The 24,810-nt window shown below is 44.4% G+C and carries 21 protein-coding genes; 7 read left to right on the top strand and 14 right to left on the bottom strand.

Translation table 11 applies throughout. The features are described 5' to 3' along the window. Positions 1-7 precede the first annotated feature (7 nt). The 4 genes from V144x_RS07735 to V144x_RS07720 form a co-directional block, all read right to left on the bottom strand. Positions 8-1,438: a hypothetical protein gene (locus V144x_RS07735; protein ID WP_144983781.1), complete on the bottom strand. Its 1,431-nt coding sequence runs from the start codon at positions 1,436-1,438 to the stop codon at positions 8-10. A gap of 668 nt (positions 1,439-2,106) precedes the next feature. Next, positions 2,107-2,301, bottom strand: a complete 195-nt coding sequence (locus V144x_RS07730; RefSeq protein ID WP_144983778.1) for a hypothetical protein — start codon at positions 2,299-2,301, stop codon at positions 2,107-2,109. A 60-nt stretch (positions 2,302-2,361) separates the two neighbouring features. Further along, on the bottom strand, positions 2,362-4,644 hold the full coding sequence (feoB, locus tag V144x_RS07725) for a ferrous iron transport protein B (protein WP_144983775.1): 2,283 nt from the start codon (positions 4,642-4,644) through the stop codon (positions 2,362-2,364). A 76-nt stretch (positions 4,645-4,720) separates the two neighbouring features. Further along, complete coding sequence (locus tag V144x_RS07720; protein WP_232102751.1) at positions 4,721-4,999, bottom strand: FeoA family protein; 279 nt, start codon at positions 4,997-4,999, stop codon at positions 4,721-4,723. A 513-nt stretch (positions 5,000-5,512) separates the two neighbouring features. On the opposite strand from V144x_RS07720, the gene V144x_RS07715 reads away from it, so the two are divergent. From V144x_RS07715 to V144x_RS28330, 4 genes are all read left to right on the top strand, one after another. After that, the gene (locus V144x_RS07715) at positions 5,513-6,448 is read left to right on the top strand and encodes a DUF1559 family PulG-like putative transporter (RefSeq protein ID WP_144983772.1); all 936 of its coding nucleotides are present in this window, start codon (positions 5,513-5,515) and stop codon (positions 6,446-6,448) included. Between the two features lie 165 nt (positions 6,449-6,613). After that, on the top strand, positions 6,614-6,784 hold the full coding sequence (locus V144x_RS28335; protein ID WP_197998813.1) for a hypothetical protein: 171 nt from the start codon (positions 6,614-6,616) through the stop codon (positions 6,782-6,784). A gap of 561 nt (positions 6,785-7,345) precedes the next feature. Continuing rightward, positions 7,346-8,287 (top strand): DUF1559 family PulG-like putative transporter, encoded by a 942-nt coding sequence (locus tag V144x_RS07710; RefSeq protein WP_144983769.1) that lies wholly within the window; start codon positions 7,346-7,348, stop codon positions 8,285-8,287. Positions 8,288-8,499: 212 nt separating this feature from the next. Next, positions 8,500-8,661: a hypothetical protein gene (locus tag V144x_RS28330; protein ID WP_197998812.1), complete on the top strand. Its 162-nt coding sequence runs from the start codon at positions 8,500-8,502 to the stop codon at positions 8,659-8,661. A 190-nt stretch (positions 8,662-8,851) separates the two neighbouring features. Here V144x_RS28330 and V144x_RS07705 read toward each other — a convergent pair whose 3' ends face one another. The 4 genes from V144x_RS07705 to V144x_RS07690 form a co-directional block, all read right to left on the bottom strand. Then, entirely contained in the window at positions 8,852-9,244 is a 393-nt protein-coding gene (locus tag V144x_RS07705; protein ID WP_144983766.1) for a hypothetical protein, read from the bottom strand. Positions 9,245-9,814: 570 nt separating this feature from the next. Continuing rightward, complete coding sequence (locus V144x_RS07700) at positions 9,815-10,741, bottom strand: type II secretion system F family protein (protein WP_144983763.1); 927 nt, start codon at positions 10,739-10,741, stop codon at positions 9,815-9,817. Between the two features lie 87 nt (positions 10,742-10,828). After that, the gene (locus V144x_RS07695) at positions 10,829-11,800 is read right to left on the bottom strand and encodes a type II secretion system F family protein (protein WP_144983760.1); all 972 of its coding nucleotides are present in this window, start codon (positions 11,798-11,800) and stop codon (positions 10,829-10,831) included. 72 nt (positions 11,801-11,872) lie between these two features. Next, a complete protein-coding gene (locus V144x_RS07690; protein WP_144983757.1) occupies positions 11,873-13,180 on the bottom strand; it encodes a CpaF family protein in 1,308 nt (435 codons plus the stop codon). A 448-nt stretch (positions 13,181-13,628) separates the two neighbouring features. On the opposite strand from V144x_RS07690, the gene V144x_RS07685 reads away from it, so the two are divergent. Further along, entirely contained in the window at positions 13,629-14,741 is a 1,113-nt protein-coding gene (locus tag V144x_RS07685; RefSeq protein ID WP_144983754.1) for a glycosyltransferase, read from the top strand. Between the two features lie 139 nt (positions 14,742-14,880). After that, on the top strand, positions 14,881-15,387 hold the full coding sequence (locus tag V144x_RS07680; RefSeq protein WP_144983751.1) for a DinB family protein: 507 nt from the start codon (positions 14,881-14,883) through the stop codon (positions 15,385-15,387). Between the two features lie 19 nt (positions 15,388-15,406). Here V144x_RS07680 and V144x_RS07675 read toward each other — a convergent pair whose 3' ends face one another. The 5 genes from V144x_RS07675 to V144x_RS07655 all read right to left on the bottom strand — a co-directional run bounded on the left by V144x_RS07675 (position 15,407) and on the right by V144x_RS07655 (position 21,944). After that, positions 15,407-16,243: a DUF3467 domain-containing protein gene (locus tag V144x_RS07675; RefSeq protein ID WP_144983745.1), complete on the bottom strand. Its 837-nt coding sequence runs from the start codon at positions 16,241-16,243 to the stop codon at positions 15,407-15,409. Positions 16,244-16,377: 134 nt separating this feature from the next. Beyond that, entirely contained in the window at positions 16,378-17,313 is a 936-nt protein-coding gene (gene ispH, locus V144x_RS07670; protein WP_144983742.1) for a 4-hydroxy-3-methylbut-2-enyl diphosphate reductase, read from the bottom strand. A gap of 313 nt (positions 17,314-17,626) precedes the next feature. After that, positions 17,627-19,489 carry a glutamine--fructose-6-phosphate transaminase (isomerizing) gene (glmS, locus tag V144x_RS07665; protein WP_144983739.1) on the bottom strand — a complete coding sequence of 621 codons (1,863 nt, stop codon included), beginning with the start codon at positions 19,487-19,489 and terminating at the stop codon, positions 17,627-17,629. 361 nt (positions 19,490-19,850) lie between these two features. Then, a complete protein-coding gene (locus V144x_RS07660; RefSeq protein ID WP_144983737.1) occupies positions 19,851-20,879 on the bottom strand; it encodes a hydantoinase/oxoprolinase family protein in 1,029 nt (342 codons plus the stop codon). Between the two features lie 15 nt (positions 20,880-20,894). Then, positions 20,895-21,944 (bottom strand): ATP-grasp domain-containing protein, encoded by a 1,050-nt coding sequence (locus tag V144x_RS07655; protein WP_144983734.1) that lies wholly within the window; start codon positions 21,942-21,944, stop codon positions 20,895-20,897. A gap of 433 nt (positions 21,945-22,377) precedes the next feature. Between V144x_RS07655 and V144x_RS07650 the strand changes: the two genes are divergently transcribed. Next, a complete protein-coding gene (locus V144x_RS07650; protein WP_144983731.1) occupies positions 22,378-23,874 on the top strand; it encodes a COG1361 family protein in 1,497 nt (498 codons plus the stop codon). A gap of 22 nt (positions 23,875-23,896) precedes the next feature. Here the strand turns inward: V144x_RS07650 and V144x_RS07645 are convergent, their stop codons facing one another. Beyond that, positions 23,897-24,802 (bottom strand): hypothetical protein, encoded by a 906-nt coding sequence (locus tag V144x_RS07645; protein ID WP_144983730.1) that lies wholly within the window; start codon positions 24,800-24,802, stop codon positions 23,897-23,899. Positions 24,803-24,810 lie beyond the last annotated feature (8 nt).

Here is a 24,810-nt window from a genome sequence, read left to right as displayed (position 1 = left end):
TCCACTATTATTTTTTACCAACAGTTCGAGAAGATTTTAGTCCTGCCTGATTAACCGTCGAAATTTCATATTTTGCCTTTGAAGAAGCCTCATTAGTCTGATCCAGGAACTCCATCTTCGGTGCTGGATGATCATCAAATATCGGCTGATCCGAATAATTCCAGGCGTGGAAATGCCCCTCAGGATTCCATCGTTGATTCCGATGACCTTGAACCGTACCAATGATTTCACCATCGCGATAAACCTGGAAAGCATGAATTCCGCTTTCCAAATCGGCTTCTGCCTGCCATTCGAGTTTCACACCTTTGCCTGACACACTGCTGACCTGTACTGCTAAAGGTGCGGCAGGAGGTGATGTATCCAAAATCCTACCTGACTTTACCAGTTCGCGCCAGGCTGCAGCCACCTTCTTATCGGGTAACCAGGACTGTTGCTTTGAATCAACGATCTGATGCTTCATAAGTGACTGAATTGATTTTGATTTTAGATCGCCAAGCCAACCTGACTGATAATCGAGCTGTTTCAGTTTGGTTGATTTTGAATCGTTTGGTAAACGCTGTTTGAGTATTGAGTCAAAAAAACGAATCGCCAGTAACCTGCTATTACTGTTTTCATGACTCGAACCAGGGTGTTCGGCAACTGACCACTGCGCCTGTTTTTCGCGTGCGACATCAAAAACGTGATGTGTACCAATCACTGCTGCATAAAAACGCTCACCAGGCTGATTTTCTTTTTCACCATAACAGAACATCACGGGAACCTGAAAGACAGCGGAGTTACTATCCGGTTTAAGCGGCTGACTACGGGGTAACTCTCGATTGACGGGAGCCAATCCTCCCGAACGAGGAAACACGGCAATCACACGTTCCGGATTTCGGTACAGCATATTCATCACCCACAACGCACCACCGGAGTGCCCCCATAAACACCAGGGTGCCTTTGCAATCTCAGGGTGATGACTAAGCTTCCCCAACTTCTGAAGTGCAGAAAAAAATGCGTGCTCCGAACCATCAGCGGGCATATACCAGGTGCTGCATTCTTCTTCAGGTGCCCAGATTTGAGTTCCTAGCAACGCACAATCCCACTTTCTGGCCAAAGCCTGCCACTGCAAATCATCCGCGTGTTCCAGACCATACTTCCTGGCACCAGCACCACAACCATGCTGTCGCACGATGACCCCTCGAATCTGTTTGACATGATCGGGAACCCACAATCGGTAGTAGGCATTTTCATAAGCATCCTGTTCACGAGGCGGTATACTCACCTGATAAAGTCGCCCACGATTTCGTGCAACTGGATTAGCATACTCAGAGTTCTTTTTATCGATTTCATTCTTCGATTTCGATTTATCGGCTGCCTCAATATGACTACTAAAAACAAAACCGCTACTAAGAATTGTGAGTAAGAACAGAATGCTTAAACTGATCCCGGTTTTCATTTACTTACTTTCTATTCAAAAACAACTTCAAAAGAATCATCACTGTTTCCTTATTCGCTATCGTATTCTCTTTGATTTCAAAACCAAACGCTCAGAAACGTAGATCTGTCGGAAAACAATTGATTTAAAACTCAATTGACAGATTTAAGTCTCATCTAATTTTCCTTAAAAACAGGACTCATTTTCAATATTGACTTAGCGAAGTCTCTACTTAAAACTGCGTAATCTGCGTCGCGCGCGTGGGAATATTTTCTTGATAGTGCATCGATTATCCCCTGGTGATTCTATCACTATAAAAACCACTTGAAATTACAAATAAACGAGATAGTCCCTGATCCGATTCACAATCAACACCATTGATTTGCATAGCTATCAAATCGTTTCACCTGTTTTGAAGCAGCATTCATTTTACATCGCAGATCCTTCAACTCACTTTCACACATCGATCACCCCTTGACTGGTTTACGCCCTTCAAGATGATAATTGTCACAATCAGTGAATAGAAACAGACGAACCAACTGGCTCTCTTTCAACGAGTCCGGAATGGAGACATACCAGAAAAATCACCAGAGCATCACCGATTTTATCCGATATCATCTGCATAGAAGAGGGGAAAAATTTGTACTTCAAGAGCAGGTCAGCGTTGAGCCTGAGAATTGCGGTCTGATCTAGTCGGAATGTTTCAGTTGATCCAGCGAAACAAAGTCGGGAGTTTTACTAGTTCCTGAATCACAACCAGTGCAGGAGGCGCCAGCACAGCCAGTCCTTTGTTTGAAAAAACGCACAATACGACGGAGCAGAAAAAAGACGGCTGTCGCAACACAAGCCAGGGCTCCCACTAGTTGCCAGTCAATCTGATTCATAACCCGGACTGATCCTAAAATTCGAATGGTATTTATATATGTTACCACTATCAACTTTAGTTAAAACAACATCCCCACCTGATAGGAAATGAATGCTCCCACATAGGCCAGCGTTGTCATATAGGTAAATGAGATTACCGGCCACAACCAACTGTTGGTTTCTCGCCGAATGACCATCAATGTCGCCGCACACTGGGCACACAAAGCGAAAAAGACCATAATCGAAATCGCGACCGGAACATTAAACACCTTGCTGCCATCAGGCCAGGTCGCAGCACGGATTGAGCCAATCAATCCTTCGTCATCTTCACCTACGTCTCCGCCCAGACTATAAATGGTTCCCAAAGTGGAAATAATCACTTCTCGTGCAGGAAAGGATGCTATTACTCCCACACCTATTTTCCAGTCCCATCCCAGAGGTTTGACTACGGGAGCAATCAAATGCCCTGCCTGACCTAAAAAACTGGATTCCACTAATTGACTGCTCACCAGATTCTGCTGCTCATTCAATCCAGTCTGCTCCGCTGAAAGTAATTCCTTTTGAGCTTGTAATTCCTTGAGAGCCATCTGATCACCTTCATCAGTCTCGGTAATCTCAACTTCAAGTTTTTGAACTTTAGAATCAATCGTTTCGATTCTCTGCTGAATTTGAAATTGCTCGCTATGGTCACCCGGAAAATAGCCAGCGGCCCAAATTATGATTGATGTCAGAAAAATCAAAGTACCAGCTTTAACGACAAAAGACTTCGCACGATTATAAACTCGTAAAATTACATTACGAGGAGAAGGCCATTTATAACCCGGTAATTCCATTACAAATGGTGCCACATCCCCTTTGAAACAAACTCGTTTCAAAAACCAGGCTACGGGAATCGCAACCAATGCTCCAATCGATGACATGCCAAACAGTACGAGTCCCTGCAATGTCACCAGGGGACTCCCTGCCAGTGACAGGTAAGCAATATTCGGAATGAAAGCAGCGATAAAAAGTGTGTAGACAGGCCAACGCGCCGAGCAACTCATTAAAGGCGCCACTAAAATTGTCACCAGTCGTTCGTGTCGATTTTCAATGACGCGCGTTGCCATAATCCCGGGGACAGCACAAGCAAAAGAGGACATCAACGGAATGAACGATTTGCCACTCAACCCCAGACTTCTCATTAATCGATCCATGATAAATGCTGCGCGTGCCATATAACCACTGTCTTCCAATACTGCAATAAAGAAATACAAAATCACAATCTGTGGAAGAAAAATGAGCACACCTCCAACACCAGCCACCACTCCATCTACAACTAGGCTTCTCAATGGACCAGGAGAAATCAACGATTCCACAGCTCCCTCTACCATTCCCTGCCCCGCTTCAATCAGATCCATGGCAGGGCCTGCCCAGGTAAAGACAGACTGAAACACAAAAAACATCAACGCGAAAAAAAATAGAAAACCAAATACACGATGGGTTAACCAACGATCAATTCGATCAGAGGTCGTCACTTGATGTTCTTGGGGATGTTTTATGACGTCTTTTAACAGATCCCTGCTCCAGCCATAACGCAAGCGCGCTTCCATCGCCGGAACAGCATAACCTGCCTCCTTCAAGCGCAGGCGTGCCTGACGTAAATCATCCATCAGGCCATTATGAGTATGGTGCTCAAAGTACGATTCGACATACCCCCCCACATCAAGCAGTAATCGATCCACCAGAAAATCGGGGGGTATTCCATCTTCATCGGTCTGAAGCTTCTCAGACAACTGCTCGCGCTCGTGGTAAAAGGCATCGGGAAAAAGAGACAAAGGCAGATGTTTCTCTCCAACGCCAATCCGTACTATTTCTGCCTTTAATTCATTGACTCCTTTCCCAGCATGCGCTTCGGTACACACCACAGGTAATTTTAGTTTTTGTGATAAAGCCGTTGCATCAATCTCAATCCCCCGTGAGCGAGCAAGATCACACATGTTGAGAACTAAAACAACGGGAATCGACAAATCAAGAATCTGGCTGAACAAATAAAGATTTCGTTCCAGATTTGATGCATCCGCTATGCAAACGATGGCATCGGGAAGCGGAACATCTTTTTGTCTTCCCAGCAAGACATCAACTGCCACCATTTCGTCAATAGAGCGAGGTGCCAGACTATAGGTTCCCGGCAAATCAACCAGATCGATGCTCCGGCCTTCCCAGGTAACACTCCCCACCTTCTTTTCCACGGTCACACCAGGAAAATTTCCTATATGAGCGTGCCCACCGGAAAGATGATTGAATAGAGTGCTCTTTCCTGTATTGGGGTTACCAATAATGGCAACAGTCAATTTTTTTTGTGTTATGGCAGGAGAGTTGGTCATGAAACTGGAAGCTCTGAAAGCGTCGCTTTCATTTGGAAGGAAACATTATGGCCTGCAAATTCAGAAAGCACTGAAGTTATACGATCTCGACCTCAACACACTTTGCTTCATTCAATCGAAGAGATAAACGGTAGCCACGTACCGCAAACTCCAATGGATCACCTAAAGGCGCTTTGCCTAAGAGTTGTATCTCCTCACCATCAATAAGCCCCATCTCCATTAAGCGAATGGAAACAGCATCTTCACCATTGATTTGGGTGATCCGCGCAATCTGGCCTTTGATAATCTGGTTTAACGTCATCACAAATACGATCTCAACACAAAAGAAAGCAATATAGCGTGTATTTAAGTGCATTTACTGTGTTATTCCTCTTCACTATAGGCATATTGAGACTCAGTTTCAACTCAATGATACGCTGGTTTTGACCTACACTGATGAGTTTCATGACAAAGTAGAATCAGAATGAATGACACGAAAACCGTTGTTCTAACCGCTTTTAGCAAAAACACTTACTAAACATGGACAAAACACCATATTTAATAAATAAAACATTAATTAAAGGCAAAATATGCACTTACTATTATTGTTTCAGCCTCAATATTATTTAGAATAAATTAATTGTTTTACTAGTATTCACCGTAGTTTGCCTTGTTAGTACAAACATTTATTTGGACTAGTCATCCCACCACTTGAAAACCCAATGTTCGTGTAGCAGGCAAACGAAACTTTCCTCCGTTTTCACTAAAAATAGAACAGAAATCTAACGAGTCGTGTTTCACCAACACCATTTTCGTTGGTCGAAATGTTGTTTCATTTTACATCTTATGCCTTTCTTAAGATTATTTTTTATTTCCAGGAGTACAAAGTATGGGAAAAATGTTACTCAAAAAGAAGCGTGGTTTCACACTGATTGAGTTGCTGGTGGTGATTGCGATCATTGCAATCTTAATTGCCTTACTGTTACCAGCTGTTCAACAGGCGCGTGAAGCCGCACGCCGTTCAACTTGCAAAAATAATCTTAAGCAAATTGGCCTGGCCTTACACAATTACCACGACAACTTCAGATCATTTCCTCCAGGAGATGTGAGAAGAACTTATGGTGCCGGGGTCCAGACCTGGACAACCAGCATGCTGGGTTGGATTCCTCGAATTTTACCTTTCCTTGATCAGGCCCCACTCTACAATCAAATCAATTTTGAACTGGAAGCCGGAGTTAGTGCCGCTCCTAATAATGCTCTCAGAAGAGAAAAATTGCCCGTAGTTCGCTGCCCCAGTGATTCTTCTCGTCAACCATCAGCAGATTACGGCCCCACAAACTACATGGCATGTAGAGGAATTACCACTACTACAACTGGTAGCCCTGATACATCAATCTTTGCCAACAATAGCAATACCAAGATTCGTGATATTGGAGACGGAACTTCGAATTCCATGATGATCTCAGAAACCTTTGCCAGTGCTCCCTTCTGTGATGACCAGCCTTCGGGAGGTGTTTGTCCTGCCAGTTGTATCACAAAAACCCCCTATACAGGAGGCGCACAGCAAGGTTACTCATGGATGTATGCAGCTCTGTATGAGGCAGCCTATTACGGCACAGTTTATACTCCTAATCACTCTGAACCTGACTGTGGTGCAAGTTCCAGTTCGCAAGCAGCACACCTTTCTGCTCGCAGCAAGCATGTGGGTGGAGTCCATGTTCTACTGGCAGATGGGGCAGTCCGCTTCGCTTCCGAAAACATCGACCTATCCATTTGGAGAAATTTAGGCGATCCTGATGACGGGAACGTGCTTGGTGAATGGTAAGTAACACACTTAGTGCTCACTGATTAATAACTGATGATCGCCACTTGTTTTTCAAATCAGGTGGCGATCATTTCTAAATTTGTGATAAAGAGCCACTCACATCTTTTAATCGGTACGTAACACTCATAATTTTCCAAACTCTAATAATTACAGATTGAAACAAAAATGATTCGATACTTATCATCTCTCTTGATTGTTACCTGCTCGATTCCGTTCCTGTTTGGATGTGGTGCAGAAGAACCAATGGTGAAAGAAGGTGAGTTCAACGAAGCTGACCAGCTTGATCCAGCTGAGGAAGCGGCCGCGCAAAAGAAAGCGATGAAAGAAAATCGATAATTTTCTCAGGTTAACCAGGTTCGTTTTACAAAGAACCTGAGTATATCAATCATGGGGTCGCCAAAACTTAAATTCTAAGCTCTCTCGTGGCCTTAATTCACTATCATAGCTAATACTTAGCGATGGCCTCATCTCATTCTCTTCTATTTTTTAAAGCCAACCCACAATTAATTAAACAAGTTAAATTAAAAAAGGCTACCCTTCAAATAATCTTATCTGATGATCTTTCTTTACTACTCAACTCTTGAGTACGTTTTTAGGCTTGATTTATTTCTCCCTTCAGGTAAATTAAAAACACCTATTCTTACTGGTATTTTCATTTATCAATAAAAAATTAATCAATATAAGAAACTATGTATCCATTATCTAAGTATGGTTGTAGTTACTCATAAGTTAATTGAACTCACTTAAAAGACTGAAATCAGTCTAATCACTTCAAATTTTATTAAGCAAAATCCCCTTTATTTCGTCAGTGAAAATACTGACTGAAATAGAGGTTCGTTTTATGCCTTATTCGGTATCTGTTTTTGTTTCTTTATTTTATTTCCGGGAGTTCAAGTTATGGAAAGAATGTTGCTCAAAAGGAAACGCGGCTTCACGTTGATCGAACTGCTGGTAGTGATTGCTATCATCGCTATCTTAATTGCCTTACTGTTGCCAGCAGTTCAACAAGCACGCGAAGCAGCACGTCGCTCACAGTGTAAAAACAATCTGAAACAGATTGGTCTGGCCTTACACAATTATCACGATAATTTCAGAACGTTCCCACCAGGGGATGTGAGAAGAACCTATGGCTCAGGAGTTCAATCCTGGACAACAAGCCAACTCGGCTGGATCCCACGGATTCTTCCCTTCCTTGATCAGGCACCTCTCTACAATCAAATTAACTGGGAAATGGAAAGCGGAGTCAGTGCCGCTCCCAATAACAATATCCGCAGAGAAAAGTTACCTGTAGTTCGCTGCCCCAGTGATTCATCCCGTCAACCAAGTGGAACTTATGGTCCAACAAACTATATGGCATGTCGAGGTACAGGAGCATCTTCAACCGCGAACATCTCTGGTTCGATTTTCGCACAGAACAGTAATGTCCGAATTCGAGATATTGAAGACGGGACCTCAAACACCATGATGGTTTCAGAAACGTTTGCAAGTGCCCCTCTCTGTAGTGACCAGCCCTCAGGTGGCGTCTGTCCAGCCAGTTGTCAGACCAGCGGCTTTCCTGCATATACGGGAGGTGCCCAGCAAGGCTTCTCCTGGTTCTGGGCTCAGGTCTATGAGGCACATTATTATGGTACCGTCTATGGGCCGAATCATGAACAGCCTGACTGTGGTGGTGGCTCTAGTACGACTGCAGCAATTCTAGCAGCACGAAGTAAGCACACTGGAGGAGTCCACGTCTTAGTCGCCGATGGTGCAGTCCGCTTTGCATCTAACAGCATCGATTTACAGACATGGCGAGATCTGGGTGCCCCTGCTGATGGAAATGTCATTGGTGAATGGTAAGATTCGTATCTGACCTTTTTATATCGAGTACGTTCATCGCCACTTGATTTCAAGCATCAAGTGGCGATGTATCTAACACCGATACCAGGGATAAGCGTCGTCTCATTTTGGAATTTGAAGAAATAAATGAGTTTTTCTACACCCGCTTTTTAAATAAATGACAGTCTATTTCTCTAATCGGTATTCTAAAATCAAACGGAAGAACAGACATCATGAATCGATATTCTTTTTTACTGTTAACCTTTTTAACTCCCTTCCTGTTCGGCTGTGGTGGAGAAAAACCGATGGTCGAAGGCGAGTATGATGTCACAGTCGAAATTGATCCTGCTGCGGAAGCAGAAGGTGAAAAACAGATGAAAAAAGACCTTAGGTAACCTGAAATTTTGCTTATGCGAAACCCCGGCCTTATAGTCAAATCAGAGTGTACCAGTTGATTGCGAGTACCGGTCTACTTGATGCACCTTCCTGATATCCCGAGACTTCAGTAATCATAAGATATCGAAGAGCAGACCTGATCTGGGTCTACTAACTCAGCTTTTATTCCAGAACGGATAAAAGATTCAATTACCAGATCTCTTTCAGGTTCGCATCATAAGCTTGAATTCGGCGACCTGGTTCAAATTCTTCTGGTGATTCCGCCAGAACGCGAACCCAAACCTGATGCCCTTCATAAGTCGCTTCGATCGAAATATGTGGGCCGAGTTGGTCGTCATAATCAACAGGTAAAGCCTGCCAGTACAAAGCACGCACTTCTTCAAAATATTCCCCCAGCTTGAGAATATCAAAACAGAACTTGGAAGGTGCCAAAACACCGTCCCACTCACCGCCTACAATTTCTGTATTCGAAGCAAACAGAGTGACTTCCCATTCGTTACGGCTTGCATTATGAAAAAAGTGACAACCAATAGGCGCAAGCACATCGACATCATACATCAAAGAGGCGACTTGATTAGCCATCGAACTAAGCCAGTTTGGAGGGGCGGGCATCTGAAATTGTCGATCTAGAAAATTGGACAGTGAATTTTATATGTGCCTTATTACTGTTTGTCAAAAAAACAATGCCTCTGAACCATATTCAAGTAACGCTAAACTTTGAATACAATTCGCAGTTGATGTTCAATCGACACTAAGATCGCAGAACCTTGCTATTCGTCATCTCAAGGCCCGCGTATGACATTTAAGAAAAAAGAGATCTAATGCGGCAAAGATCGAACTCACGACATGAGCATGATATATTTGTACCCCACTTAAATATCTAATGTAATTCAATTTAACGCAAAATAAGTGCCAAACCCCCTTTGGAAAAGAGATTCGGGATTGAGACTGTTTGATACCAGCAAAATGACTCAAAAGCAGACATTGAGGGTAAATATTACCAATTTACAATGAGGATTATTCTTCTATTTCTAAGGATCTCTAAAATGTAAACATCAACTGTAAAGAAAATAAAACACCTTTGATCATCGAAATGTTCAAAGGTGTTAACAAAGCTGTTTGATGAATTTGCAGTTAAAAATAACTTCAGAGTTAGTTCGCAAGTAAACCGTTAATCATCATGATGGCAGCAGGACCGACCAGGACGACAAAAATTCCCGGAAAAATGAACAGCACCAGAGGAAAGATCATCTTCACCGCAGTCATCGCCGCCTGCTCTTCTGCCATCTGGCTACGTTTCACACGCATGCTGTCAGATTGGACTCTCAACGCCTGAGCAATTGATGAACCAAACTTGTCTGCCTGAATCAAGATAGCGGCCAGAGCACGCATGTCATCGACACCACTGCGGATACCCAAATCATGTAATACTTCACGTCGTGGGCGCCCCATCTGTAATTGCAGATTACACAAAGCAAATTCACTACACACATCCGGGGCCGTTTCTTCCAGTTCTTCCGAAACCCGCCTCATGGCAGCATCAAGCCCCAGCCCCGCTTCGACACACACAACAAGCAAGTCTAATGCATCAGGTAAAGACAAGAAAATACGTGAGATTCGAGAACTTGCTAAAAAACGTAAGACCAGTTCGGGTAGATAAAAACCAATACCACCGCCAATGACCAATGCCGTCCAACCATTTTGGGCAAATCCAAAACGATAAAAACCATAACTTGACCCCAGCAACAATCCTAGTAATCCTAGAGCGACTTTTAATGAAAGATAGATTGACGACGCATTCTCCGAATTGTATCCGGCATTTGCTAACCTCACTTTTAATTTGTTCTCTTCCAGTTCTGATTTGGGCGTCAATGCTTTGGAAAGTGTGGGCGCTGCCTTTTCCAATAGTGTACTGGCAGACTGAGCGGCGTCTGGGTTATTGCGTAAGTGCGGATTGCGTAACTCGTCCAGTCTCTCCGTAGTACGCGATTGATCTGAGTTCAGTTTGTTGATCAATGCGATACCACCGACAATCACCATCCCAAAGATCGCCCACGGTAATAGTTGAACAAAATCCATAATTCACTCTCCCACACTCAGCCAACGTTTTTGGCTCTCATTTTTAAATAGTAAAAAGTTGATCCAGTAATTCTGACGTGCGTTTAATCAGATCTTGATATTAATAATCTTCTTGATCCAGAGGGCTCCCAGAACCTGAAGAACAATTCCACCGGCTATCATTTTACGCCCTAATTCATCGGTAAAGAGCAACATGACGTAATCCGGGTTCAGATAGTAAACTGCAAAAAACAGAGCAATTGGTAGAGCCATCAAAACAACTCCACTGATTCGGCCTTCCCCGGTCAATGCTTGAACCTGTCCCATAATTTTGAAACGCTGCCGAATAATGTGACCAATTTTGTCCAGAATTTCAGCAAGGTCTCCCCCTGCCTGTCGTTGGATCACAACTGCGGTCACAAAAAACTTCAAGTCGAGGTTGGGCATTCGTTTGAGCATACTCTTCAACGCCTCATCGATGGGAATACCCAGATTCTGTTCTTCATACGCCATAGCAAATTCCGTTGCGATCGGGGGCGGCATTTCCTGTACGACGACACTCAATCCCGAGGCCAAACTATGTCCAGATCGCAGCGCGCGACCTACCAGTTCCAAGGCATCGGGAAGCTGCTGTGCAAATTTTTTGAATCGTCGATTCCGGCAAAACAATAACCACATAAAGGGGAGTCCCCCCGTCGCTAAAGCAGCTACAGGACAAAACGGTACAGGTGCATTCGTAAACCAGGCTAATGCAAACCCTAATCCGGCAGCCACCCCTGTCATTAAAAGAAAAGTGTCTGCTTTAAACGGAGCCTCTGCCTGCTCCAGTAACAGTTTCAGATTGCCGAACTTCTCAAAAAAATGTGCTACTCGATCTGAAACACTGGTGATGCCACCTTTGACAATTTCGTCTTTCAACAACGAAGCTGTTTCATCTACTGTCTTTTTTTTACCCGTAATCACCGCTAAACGATCTTCCGCTTTGCTAGACGAAAAATCCTTGAATACGAATATGACAGCTCCCACGAAAGCCATCATACCCAAAAATGCAGCGATTGAGATGATAAGTGTTTGATCCATCTCTGATTACCTTTATCGTTTGAAGATCTATTTTTTCTAATTTTTTATTCTTCTCTAACCAAACTGAAAACGTCAGCCCTGTAAAACACGATTTGCAAACAGATTTGAAGGCAGGCGAACGCCCGCAGCTTCCAGCCGATCCATGAAGGCTGGACGAACCCCAGTCGCTTCAAAGTGACCATAGGCTCTGCCTTCTTCATCAATGCCATCTTGAATGAACAGGAAAATATCCTGCATAATAACTGTGTCTTGTTCCATATTCAGTACCTCAGTCACATGAGTCACTTTACGAGGTCCCCCTTGCAAGCGGTTGACCTGAATAATCAAATCAACGGCTGCTGCGAATTGTTGTCGGAGGGCTTTGAGCGGTAATTCAACTCCCCCCATTGTGATCATCGTTTCCAAACGGGAAACACCATCACGAGGAGAGTTGGCGTGAATTGTGGTCAAAGAACCTTCGTGACCAGTATTCATCGCCTGGAGCATGTCCAATGATTCAGGGCCACGACATTCCCCAATGATGATTCGGTCGGGACGCATACGCAGGGCATTCTTTACAAGATCCGTCGCTGTGATTTGCCCTTTACCTTCAATGTTGGGTGGACGTGTTTCCAATCGCAATACATGCTCTTGTTGCAATTGAAGCTCGGCCGCATCTTCAATCGTAATGACACGGTGATCAGCCTGAATAAAGCTGGATAATGTATTTAAGAGTGTTGTTTTACCGGAACCGGTACCACCACTGATGATGGTATTAATCCGAGCCTTAATGATACCTTCCAGTAGCATTGCGATTTCCGGCGTGAAGGCACCAAATCTCAACAGATCTTCCAGCCCCAATGGATTCGATCCAAACTTACGAATCGTTAACGAAGGTCCATCCAGCGCCAGCGGAGGAATCACGGCATTAAGTCGAGATCCGTCGGGTAAGCGGGCATCTACCAGAGGAGAAGTTTCATCGACACGGCGTCCCACTTTGGAAACAATACGATCAAGAATTTGCAGCAGATGCTGATTGTCCCGGAAAACAACATTTGAACGTTGAATACGACCACATTTTTCGACAAAAACATGCTTGGGACCATTGATCATGATATCTGCAATATCTTGATCTTTAAGCAGCAATTCCAGTGGACCAAAGCCAAAAGTTTCGTCCAGAATTTCCTCGATCAAACGCTCACGTTCCGATCGGTTGAGAAGGGGATTTTCGGTATCACACAAATGTTCGATCACCAGACGAATTTCACGCCTGAGCGAATCACCTTCCAGATCTCCAACGCGGGTCAAATCGAGCTTTTCAACCAACTTACCATGAATAAGTCGTTTGAGATCATCAAAAGCCATATTGGAATCAACTTGAGAAAGGCCAGAACCAGCCATATTCACTCTACTCCTTCAACTGATATATTTTATTGATCATCACGCATGCTTACCGGCACTTTCACCATAAGCACCATATTTTCAGCCCGCCCATTTCCACGTAGTTTTTCAGTACAAATCTAGGTCACAAAACTGCCTGAAGTCGTCAGAACTATGAAAATGATGCAAAAAAACAGCATAGTTTGACTATTGAAAGCAAAAAAGTTGCGTGAATCATGAGGAACTTATTGATCTCTCACAATCTGCGGAAAGTAGTGGTTGAAACTGTCACGATTCGGGGAAATCACTGGATTAATGAAAAAGGGTGCTTTTCATCACTACAAGCTAGATTTTGAATACAGTCACAGGTGAGAATCGTTCTACTGCTTCTGTCGAAAGAGAACCTAACTGAATCTCCGCATCTAAACGCCAACCGTTATAATCGCAACAACCCTGAAAAGTTAGAACATTGCCTGAATTATCGATTATCGTGCCCACCTATTGTGAAGCCGAAAATTTGGCCAACCTGATCCCGCGTATTACTCAGGTCTTGAACGACTCTGCAATTTCTGCAGAAATCATCGTAGTTGATGATCAAAGTCCAGATGGCACAGCAGATCTCTGTCAAACGCTGTCACAATCATCGCCCCTTCATCTGATCACCCGTGAAAATGAACGGGGCCTCTCAACTGCAGTCATCGCTGGCATGGATGCAGCCTCAGCAGAGATTCTGATGGTAATGGACGCCGATCTATCACACCCACCAGAAACAATTCCGGAACTGTACTCTGCCTTGAAAAACCAACAGGCAGATTTTGTGATTGGCAGCCGCTATGTGAACGGTGGTTCGACAGACGAAACCTGGGGTTGGTTCAGAAAGTTTAATTCAAAAATTGCAACTTGGATGGCACGTCCCTTCACAACAGTGAAAGATCCGATGGCAGGCTTTTTCGCGTTACATCGTCAAGATTTTCTGAATGCACGCGAAATTCTTAATCCCGTGGGCTACAAAATCGGCTTGGAATTAATGGTGAAATGTCGTTGCCGCAACATCATTGAAATTCCTATTCACTTCACAGATCGTACTCAGGGAAGCAGCAAACTCTCGTTCAAAGAGCAAATCAATTACCTGAAACATCTCAAACGTCTGTTTGAATTTAAATACAGAAACTATGCTTACTTTGCACAATTTGCTGTCATTGGATGCTCGGGAGTCGTCGTAAATTTAGTGGCACTATCCCTGCTCTTGAATTGGTTTAATCGACCGGTGGCAATTGCAGTTGCGATCTGGATTTCGATGAGCACTAATTTCCTGCTAAACCGCAATATAACATTTTCGTATGCGCGATACGCTCCCATTCTCAAGCAGTATCTCGGTTATTGCAGTAGTTGTCTATTAGGTGCTTTCTTCAACTGGCTCACGACAATGGTATTGTGTAGTTCAATTACCTATTTCGAGAAAAGGACTTTGCTGGCGGCGTTAATTGGAATCGTGGTGGGTATGACATTCAATTTTATTCTCTGCCGATATTTTGTTTTTTCAAAGCACAAAACAGCCAGTAGAAGTCAAAAAACAGTTTGATGCCGAAACACTGGACATCCAAGTGAACAAACTGTTAGAATAAGTGTGTATTGAGTCGTCAAATTGTTTGCGACTCATCCCCATTCAAAATACCATCTCGTTGTGACTCTATCACCATAATTGAAGACAGGATACTCCCATGACTATCGCCGAATCAATCCTCCCCGAATTTGATATGGAAATGGCGGGAACTCGCAAAGTGATCGAACGAATTCCCGATGACAAACTTGATTGGAAAGCGCACTCCAAATCGAACAGTATCGGCTGGGTCGCTACTCATCTCGCGGAAATGGTAGGCTGGGTTGAAGGAACCCTGACTCAAGATACCTGGGATCTTAACCCGGAGGGTGGCGAACCTTACCAAGCTCCTGTACTTAATAGCCGTCAAGAAATCCTGGACCTCTTCGACGCGAATGTTACCGCTGCCAGAAAACGCATCGCGTCCACTTCCGATGAAGAATTTGCGAAGTCATGGTCACTTCTCTCCGGTGGTGAGCCCCTCATCACGATGCCAAAAATTGGTGTGATTCGCACTTGGGTACTCAATCATAGTATCCATCACCGTGGTCATCTCTGTGTGTATCTGCGACTCAATGATATTCCCGTTCCCGCACTCTACGGCCCCTCTGCTGACGAGCAGGAATGAATAGCAGGCACATGAAGACTTAAAGATTACCTGGTTGCCCTCCTTCAGGAGGTTGCTGCCGCTTTTGCTGCTCCGCTACTTTTCGCTGAAACTGCTCAAATGAGTGTGTCAGTGAATCGAGCAGGCGGGGAATATTCGGTGCTGCCATATGCACACGAGCAGAAACACACGAACGAGGAAAGAATGTTGTAATGAAATCAAAGGAAAACTCTGTGGCCGAATGACCGATTCGAACCGCATTCGCATACACGCCTGAGAGCATCTCATCAGGCAGCTTCAATTCATCATACAAGTCTTCTGCTGAAGGAGGCTTTTGTCCCGCTTCTGCAGGCTTAGCTACTGGCTCAGCAGCAGGTTGCTGAGGATTGCTCTCCGATTCTGCTTCAGGTTGTACAGCCTCACCTGAAGCTCCGGCATTGATATCTGAGCCCACACTCGCAACTGGTGGAGTCGGTGATTCGGAAGGTGCGACTTCCATCCCCGGTCCGACATTGATGGCATCTGCAGAACCAGTCACTTGTTGAGGAATAGGAGTGGGTATGACTGGAGTACCAAACCGTTTTTCATAATTATTCAAATTGTCTCTCAGGGCACGAATCATTTGCGGAACAACGCCAATGGGTAAAACGACACGTGCGGCAACCTGTTGAGGTGTCGAAATGCGTAACAGGAAATCCAGGATAAATTCGTGTCCCCCCTGTAAGACAACAGCCCCTGTGCTGAACACCCCGCGCGAAACCCCCTCAGGCACACGTGCACTTACCTGGGAATGCCTGATTTCTTGTGTGTGCCGTTCCTGATTCGATTCCTCAGAATGGTCGTCGTTGTTTTCCGCTGGTGTCAGATCATCACTCATATCTGCTTTTTCAATTCTTTAAAGATTTGGTTTTCTCTTAGAATCGCACTCAAACCCGAATGCGACTCGATCTCTACTTTTTTTATAATAAACGAAATCGAACAATTTCGAAACCAGCACCAGCCTGGCAGTTTCTATTTTGATTGCAAGGTACGTAACTCTTTGGGAAGTGGGAAGCGAACCGATTCTTCACGAACAACGGCATTTTCCACTTCTGCTTGATAATGGTCTTCTAAATGTTGCACTAATTCCTGAACGACTACCTCTGGTGCACTCGCTCCTGCGGTAATGAGAATCGCCTCGCATCCTTCGAGCCATTCTGGTAATAACTCATTCACACCATCAATCAGATAAGCCTGCTTTTTAGCAGACTTTCCGATTTCCATCAGTCGCTTACTATTGGAACTGTTCTGACTACCTAAGACCAATACAAGATCGACTTGCTGTGCAAGTTCCGAAACCGCTTCCTGGCGATTTGTTGTCGCATAACAGATGTCGGCTTTGGGTGGACTCTCGATATCAGGATATTTTTTCGTGAGACTTTCGATGACTCTGCCTGCTTCATCAACACTCAATGTCGTTTGCGTGAGATAAGCTAATTTGTCATCTTCAGAAAATTCCAAAGCTGCGACTTCTTCGGGGGTCTCGATCAAGGTAATACTTTCAGGAGCTTCACCCATTGTGCCTATGACTTCATCATGCCCTTCATGACCAATCAGAATAATGTTATAGCCCGCATTTGCATATTTAATTGCTTCCGTATGAACTTTGGTTACCAGAGGACAAGTCGCGTCAATCGTACGAATGTTTCTGTCTCGCGCCTGCTGACGAATCACAGGGGAAACACCGTGCGCGCTGAACACGAGAATCGAATTTTCGGGAACATCACTCACGGAATCAACAAAAACCACACCTTGCTCGGTAAACCGATTCACGACATGTTTGTTATGTACGATTTCATGATAGACATAAATGTTACTACCAAAAATCCGAATGACTTCTTCGAGACATTCAATTGCCATATTGACACCCGCACAAAAACCACGGGGATTTGCCAGAATTACTTTCATTTTACTACATCCAGTTTTGCAGATGGATTGCATTACCTATCTGCTTAAGAAGGCTTGTACGCCAATTCAGCTGGCAGACAGACGCCTCACCGAGCTTAAGAACATTGATGAGGTACTTATTGGGTACCTCATCAGTCATTCTATGCGGAACTCAGAATTAAACCAAATCAGGAAAGTTTAATTTTCGCACTTTCAGGAGAGGTATGCCTGTATTTTGCTGTTTTCAGGGAGAAAACACATGTTTTCTCAAGAATGAAAGTCTTTTTTCAACATCAGAAAGACTGAAACCAGCCTTTGCTCTTGCCTGATGTCACTACTCTACTGTAACACTCTTTGCCAGGTTCCGTGGTCGGTCTACATTACAGCCTCGTAACACGGCGATATGATATGATAAGAGTTGCAACGGAATCGCAGTAACGAGAGGCTGCAAGAAATCTTCAACATCTGGGACATAAATGACATCGTCAGCGATATCAGCAATTTTTTTGTCCCCTTCACAGGCAATGGCAATCACAGGCCCTTTACGCGCTTTCACCTCTTCCAGATTACTCATGACTTTGGGATATATCTGTCCGCGTGGAACAACAAAAACACTGGGGGTCTCTTCGTCAACCAGCGCAATCGGGCCATGTTTCATTTCGGCTGCCGGGTAACCTTCAGCGTGTATATAGCTGATCTCTTTGAGTTTCAGTGCCCCCTCCAATGCCCCGGGAAAATTATAAAGCCGACCCAGATAGAGAAAATTATTGAAATTACAGTACTTGTTGGAAATGTCTTTGATGAGATCATTACACTCAAGACATTTCTGAATTTGATCGGGAATTTTTTGGATCGCATCAATAATTCTGCAACCTGCAGGGTAAGAGAGATGCCTCATTCTCCCCAGAAATAGTGCCAATTGAATCATGACCATCACCTGAGATGTAAAGGCTTTGGTCGAAGCCACCCCCACTTCAGGACCGGCATGCAAATAAATTCCACCATCTGCTTCACGAGCGATTGAAGAGCCAACCACATTACAAATCGCCAATGTAGGATGACCTTTTCGTTTGCATTCTCTCATCGCAGCCAGAGTATCTGCCGTCTCACCACTTTGGGTAATAGCGAAAATCATGGTATCGTTTGAAATTGGAGGATTCCGATACCGTAACTCACTAGCATATTCGACCTCTGTTGGTATCCTGGCAAATTCTTCCAGGAGATACTCACCTACTAATCCAGAATGCCAACTCGTTCCACAAGCCGTTAAGACGACTCGATCAATGTTTCTCAGCTGCTGCGCAGACAGGTTTAATCCACCAAATTTCGCGGTTGCCTCATCTTCATCAATACGACCTCGCATCGCATTCTCAAGTGTCTGAGGCTGCTCAAAGATTTCTTTCAGCATGTAATGCTCATAGTCACCCAGATCGGAATCAACACTTACCTGATCTAAAGTCTGAATCGATAATTTCTGCTGACCCTCATCGCGGTGAATGACTTCAACTTCATCTTCAGTGATAACTGCGATCTCATGATCAGAGAGATAGATGACTTCATCAGTATATCCAATCAGAGGACTTGCATCGCTGGCAATAAAATGTTCCCCTTTGCCTACACCGATCACTAACGGGCTTCCCAATCGAGCCGCTATCAACAGATTGGGAAGATCCTGGAACATGATCACCAGGCCATAGGTTCCCTTTAATTTCGATAGCGTAATTTCGACAACTTTAAGATAGGTCGAAAGCTCTGACGGATCAGCGCCCAGCTTAAGCTGCTCTTCCAGATGATGAGACAGTAAATGCGCAACGGTTTCTGTATCAGTCGTTGTACGGAAAACATATCCCAGTGCCTGTAGCTGGGTGCGGAGTGAAGAATAATTTTCAATGACTCCGTTATGCACAATGACGACTTCTCCATTACCCCCAACATGCGGGTGTGAATTTTGGTCATTGGTCTCACCATGTGTTGCCCAGCGTGTATGGCCAATTCCCAATGTTCCTGCAACAGGACTCGCTTTAAAGAGCGCCGCCATTTCTGAGACCCGGCCTTTTTTCTTACGAATCTGGATAGAAGGACTCTCGTGAATGGCAACACCAGAACTGTCATATCCCCGATATTCCAGTTTTTGCAGACCTTGGATTAATACAGACCCCGCCTCTCGATGTCCGATATATCCGACAATTCCACACATATTTTCGCGCTCCATCGCTGAATGAGGGAAGTTATTTCGGCTTTATGTTTTTAGTCACAGTTTCAATCAAAATCCAGTAAACACTGCACCGTATCTCTGATTCCATCCGTTCGGCTGGAAAACATGGCAGCAGGAAAAATGACTTTGGCTCAAAAAACGATCGCCAGTAAGCACTTACAAGAGGCGAAAGATAACACAAGTATGAAAAATGAGTCAACCACTCTTAGACCAGGGAACTGTAAAGAAAGTGATCATAACCGCACCAGATATAATCATATAAGCGTTTATTTTCAATAGACTTATATAAATCAATGATTGCTAACTCCAGATTAGCTGGCGACAGGTCCTAAGCTACAATCTGTTAAATCCGAACCCTTTCTGCCGCCAGGCGCGCGACAGCAAACGCACAGGCCGCTTTCGAAATCGATCGATCAAAGATTTCTGCAACATTTGTAACATTTGTAATGACAGTCTCGCTTAAAACCGGGTGAGCTCTAATAATTTTTTCGGCCAGAAAAACGGCACTTCCACTCATCAATACCGCCATTGGTGGTACTGACATTTGATCCACGACTTGATTTAAAGCCTGGTTAATCTGCTTCTGCTGTTGCTCAGCCAGATAATGAGCAACTTCCACGGCCTCTGCTCTTGTCATTTCTGAAACATCGCAACAAACAGACCGGGAGATTCGAACATAAGCGTTATCTTGAGTCGCCGGATTTCCATCAGCCGTATCGTGATCATGCAGATTCTCGGTATTCTCCTCGAGCAGTAAATAGAGATCCAATGCCGTGGCAAAACATTCTGCCGCTAATGGACACCATTGACCTCGAAACGGGACCTGCTGATCAATCATCGCAAGTGGCGTCCGACGTCCACCAGTATAAACCAACTCGCCAGAAAGCAATCGCTCAACGTCCGTCAGTCCTTCCGCAATGGGAATACCATTTTCTAATGGAATAATGTCTGTGGTCGTTGATCCAATATCTAACAGAATCCCATTTTGATCAGGAATCATCCGGCCTAGCCAAGTCGCCAGTGCATGCCAATTCGCGGCAGCAACCAATAGTGGAAATTCTCTGGCGATATCAGTTGGCAGGAACTCTGCCCCTGTCTGCCAGACAACTAAGGGAACAGGAGCCACCGCTTCTTCGGTTGCAGATAAAATTTGATCTACACCTGTCGCTTTTGTTGGGAAGCAGTCCGCTAATTCACCTGTCATCGTTATCGCCACCAGATCGGGACGTTGAAAACCTGAGAGTAACTCCTGTAATGTTGCTTTTAACAACTGAGGAGTTTTCCAAAGCGCAAATGGAATCGTCCTGGCGGCACCATCGCTGTCCGCTGATTTGATGTTTGCACCACCAATATCCAAACCAATCACATACATCAATTGAACTACTCTCTAAGACTGCATCTGGTTTAATAAAACAGTTCCATCAGGTCGAAATTGAACTCTCCGTGTTTCGTCCCACTTGAGTAACGGGAAGACCGTTTCAGATTCAACAATCCGTTGAGCCAGGTTGTCCTGCGTAAGTCGACGATAACCAGTATAGCTTGTTGTCAATCTTGGATTGATTTCTACAATCAATGGTTGCATGGGATTCTCGTCTGGCAGTAGCAGATCGAACCCCATATATCCCGCAAGGCCCGGTAACTCATTACACACACGCTGAAGCAGACTCTGAACGGATTGTGTCACATCAATATTAAACTCACTCGGGATCGCTCCTCCCTGATATTGAAAACCGGATTCCCAGCAAATCCGCTGTTCTCCGATTGGAAAAATCTCTCTGAAATGGGAATTGACCAGAACCACTGATGAAAGCATTTTGCCAGAAACAAAGGGTTGCACAATATAATCTGTATGTTTTTCTCTTATTTGCGAGAATTGCTCCTGCCAGTCTTCAAGCTGTGAGAAATAATGCAAGCCCAAGCCTCCCGCGCCAAAACGATGTTTAATGACACAGGGAAAGTTACAAGGGGCAGCCAGATGTTGACTTTCAAGTAATAAAGTTGAAATGGTAGGAATCGAGCGATCATGCAAAAATTCATAAAATCGCCACTTATCCGCGGTCAGATTAATCGATTTCAAATCAGAACCAACAACTTCTGCCCCTGATTGGATTGCTCGCTCGGTTCTTGAAGAAAGAATTTCATCAAATTCCGGAGCGATAATCCATACAATATCAGACTGTCGACAAGCTTGTTCGAAGCAAGCTTGCTCCTCCCTTGGATCACCCACTTGATAGACTTGCAAACGACCATTCTGTTCCCAGTGACTGAAAGTGGGAGAAGTTGTTATCAGATCTTCCTGCATGCATGTGATAACGTTGTAATTGGGAATGGAGATCAAATCAGCGATCACCGCCTCTAACATCGCGGTTCCTTCTACCAGTAAAGAAGCATCCCGACTTGATATCTCACAGGCCCCACTACAGAGAAATTCAGACACAAATACGTTCAAAGTCGTACCTTATTCGTTTTCAGTATTACAAAAAAGCGACCTATGAGGAGTGGGAAATCGTGGTTGGGATCTGGATGATAGTCGCAAACCAAACCATCGTCTTAATTGTTTTAGTCTAAAGACTATGAGCTTGTTTGTTAATTGAAAGGAGTCTGCATCTCACTGATTTCCGCACGTTTTATCATGTTTCTCTCATTGCATAAAACTGTATCGATAATTCCTGAGAATCAGGCCCATCATTCGTTTGAATCGTTGCATTAGTCACGAGAAATGTAATGCAGATGAAAGTAGATTTCATATCCATTTTAACGCTCTTACTATTTAAAAAATCACCTCATTCTTTCTCTGTTGAACTCAAGTTTGCATGGTAAACTTTAAAGAGATACGTTTACTTTTAATTATTGAGGATTGAGGTCTATACATGCCGGGTAGTCAGATTCGGCCATTTTCGAAATTTGCTGCTGGAATGCTGCTACTGTCAATGCTCACAGTGGCTGTATCAGCCTGCTCTTCCCTTGCGCCGGGACAACGTTCCTCCTGGAAACTGTCTAATCCGCCACCATTAGATCCGCAAAATGAATCATTGGAGAATCCTTCACAAAACCCCACTCCACAATCTCGGGAAACACAGAGGGTTAATCCGGAGACCATTCGTCAAAAACAACCACAGAACTCACAGCCTCAAAAAGATTTGTTTGCTGTTCCCGAATCTGTGAATCGGAATCTGCCACCTCAGCCCCGTGATCTACCCGAACGGATCTCTCCTCGGCCAGAGTTAAAACGTCCGGATTATCTAAAAAAATCCCCGCAGTCAAAGTCTGGTCCAAAATTGCAATCTGGTCCTAAGATGACAGCCCCTGCAACAACAGGCCCACTGGAATTGTCTGTGGATGTCATCCCCAAACGACAGTTGGGAAGTGGTGCAACATTCTATGTCATTGCCAAAAATGTTGGAGACCGTGCCGTCAGAAACGTACTTGTGGAGTGTGAATTTGATACCGAGTTCCTCTTTCCGGGGAGACGTGAAAAGAAAATCGGACAACGTCTGGGTACCTTGCAGCCAGGTGAGTCAAAGGAAATTTCATTAACACTCTACAGTGATATTCTAGGAAATCATTGCTGCCGGTTTCGTGCCATTGCCGATGGAGAGGAACTGGTCTGGAAATCTGTCTGTGTAGAATACGAAAAGAAACAACTGGACCTGTCAGTCATCGGCCCTTCCCTGAGAACCGTTGGAAGTCGCGCAGAATATATTGTGAAATTGTCAAATGTGTCAGATGTCGATTTAAATAATATCCAGGCAGTCATTTCTTATGACTCAGTCTTTGTTCCACGCGAAGCTTCTATTGGTTCAGAACGTGAGACAGGGCAATTGAAATGGTCTTTAGACAAGATCCGTAAGGGCGAAGGAGTTCAGTTACAAGTCGAATTTGATTGCGAGGTTGCGGCCGAACATGCCTGCTTACAGGTCGTGGTCTCCAGTCCTGAGCTTCCAAATGAACAGGCTTCAGCTTGTTTAAAAGTGACACCCCTACAAGGTGTCCTGGATGTGCAGGTCCGAGATACAAAAGACCCGATTACACGTGGCGAAGAGACCACCTATGAAGTCAGTATCGAAAACCGAGGCTTACAACCTGCCAGAGACATTTCTCTGCAGGCAAAAATTCCGCGTATGTTTCGCGTCGTTTCCGTCGAAGCCCATCAGGGAAATCAAAAACTGAATTTACGTCCTGAAGTAAATCAAAACATTTTAAAAGTTTCCCCGGTGAGAGAGCTTCCAGCGGATGCTTTCCTGCGTTACACCATTCTTGTGAAAGCAATTAGCTCGGGAGATGGTGAGTTCGAAGTCACCATCAGTGGTGCGGATGCTAAAAAGCTGGTTACGCGCGTTAGCGAACCGACCACGGTCAATCGTTGATATCGCTAATTTAAAAACGATCCTACTTTTTGTGTTTCGTATGTTCGGGAAAATCGCGTTCATAGCGTTTCACAAGGGCATCCATATCCGCAGGAACAATATACACTTTCCCCCGAATTGTTTTGGTCTCACCTGGTTTTAAACCTCCCAGACGAAAGTCTGCATGCAAACACCGAATAACACCTTGAAACAGCTCCTGATACGGTTCGAAGGCCGTCGCAAAAATCCACTGATTATCAGCACTATAGCAGCCAATTAAGCCATTACTGGGAACGTTCTTGCTTAAAGGACGGGGATTGACATCGGTACGAGGTACATTGATCGGACACCAAACCTGTCCCGGAATGTATCGCGCCTTGGTGGCCCAATCTTTTGTAGGCATCGATGCCGGCATTCCATCGAGAAAAATAAATGACTTTTTAATGTAGGCATATTTATCATCCGTAGCTGACTTTCCCAGACCTGTGAAATCCCCCACACGAATGCATGGTTGTGCCCAATGTACTTCGGAACGCTGCTTTGTAGGATTGTGGGCAACTAACTGGAAATCAACTTCATCATCTTTCGCGGTAATCGTGTGATGCACGGTCATTCCGTCCGCTACAATGCACTTCAACTTGAGCACCGTCCGATCTTCATTCATCGAAAGTGTCTGAGTCTCATGTTTCACAACAGTGTGTTTCACCCAGTCGGCATCAGTGGAATTCGCACGACAGTAAGCTTCCAGATAATAGATGGGGATTCTTCCACCCGGAATACGATCTCCATGAATATAGAGCATATTCTTTTCACGAGAGAGCGTAAGTTTTGACTCTGCCGGTTTCTGTTCTGCCGACTTCTTACCTGCCCATAATCGAGCATCATTTTGAATCAAACAGGTTGAAATCATGATAACTAAATATAGAAGTGAATCAGCGAGCGACCTCATCACATCCT

The sequence above is a fragment of the Gimesia aquarii genome (assembly GCF_007748195.1).
Lineage (GTDB): Bacteria > Planctomycetota > Planctomycetia > Planctomycetales > Planctomycetaceae > Gimesia > Gimesia aquarii.
Note: the sequence above shows the minus strand (reverse complement) of the source record. Positions and strands in the feature narration are given on the sequence as shown.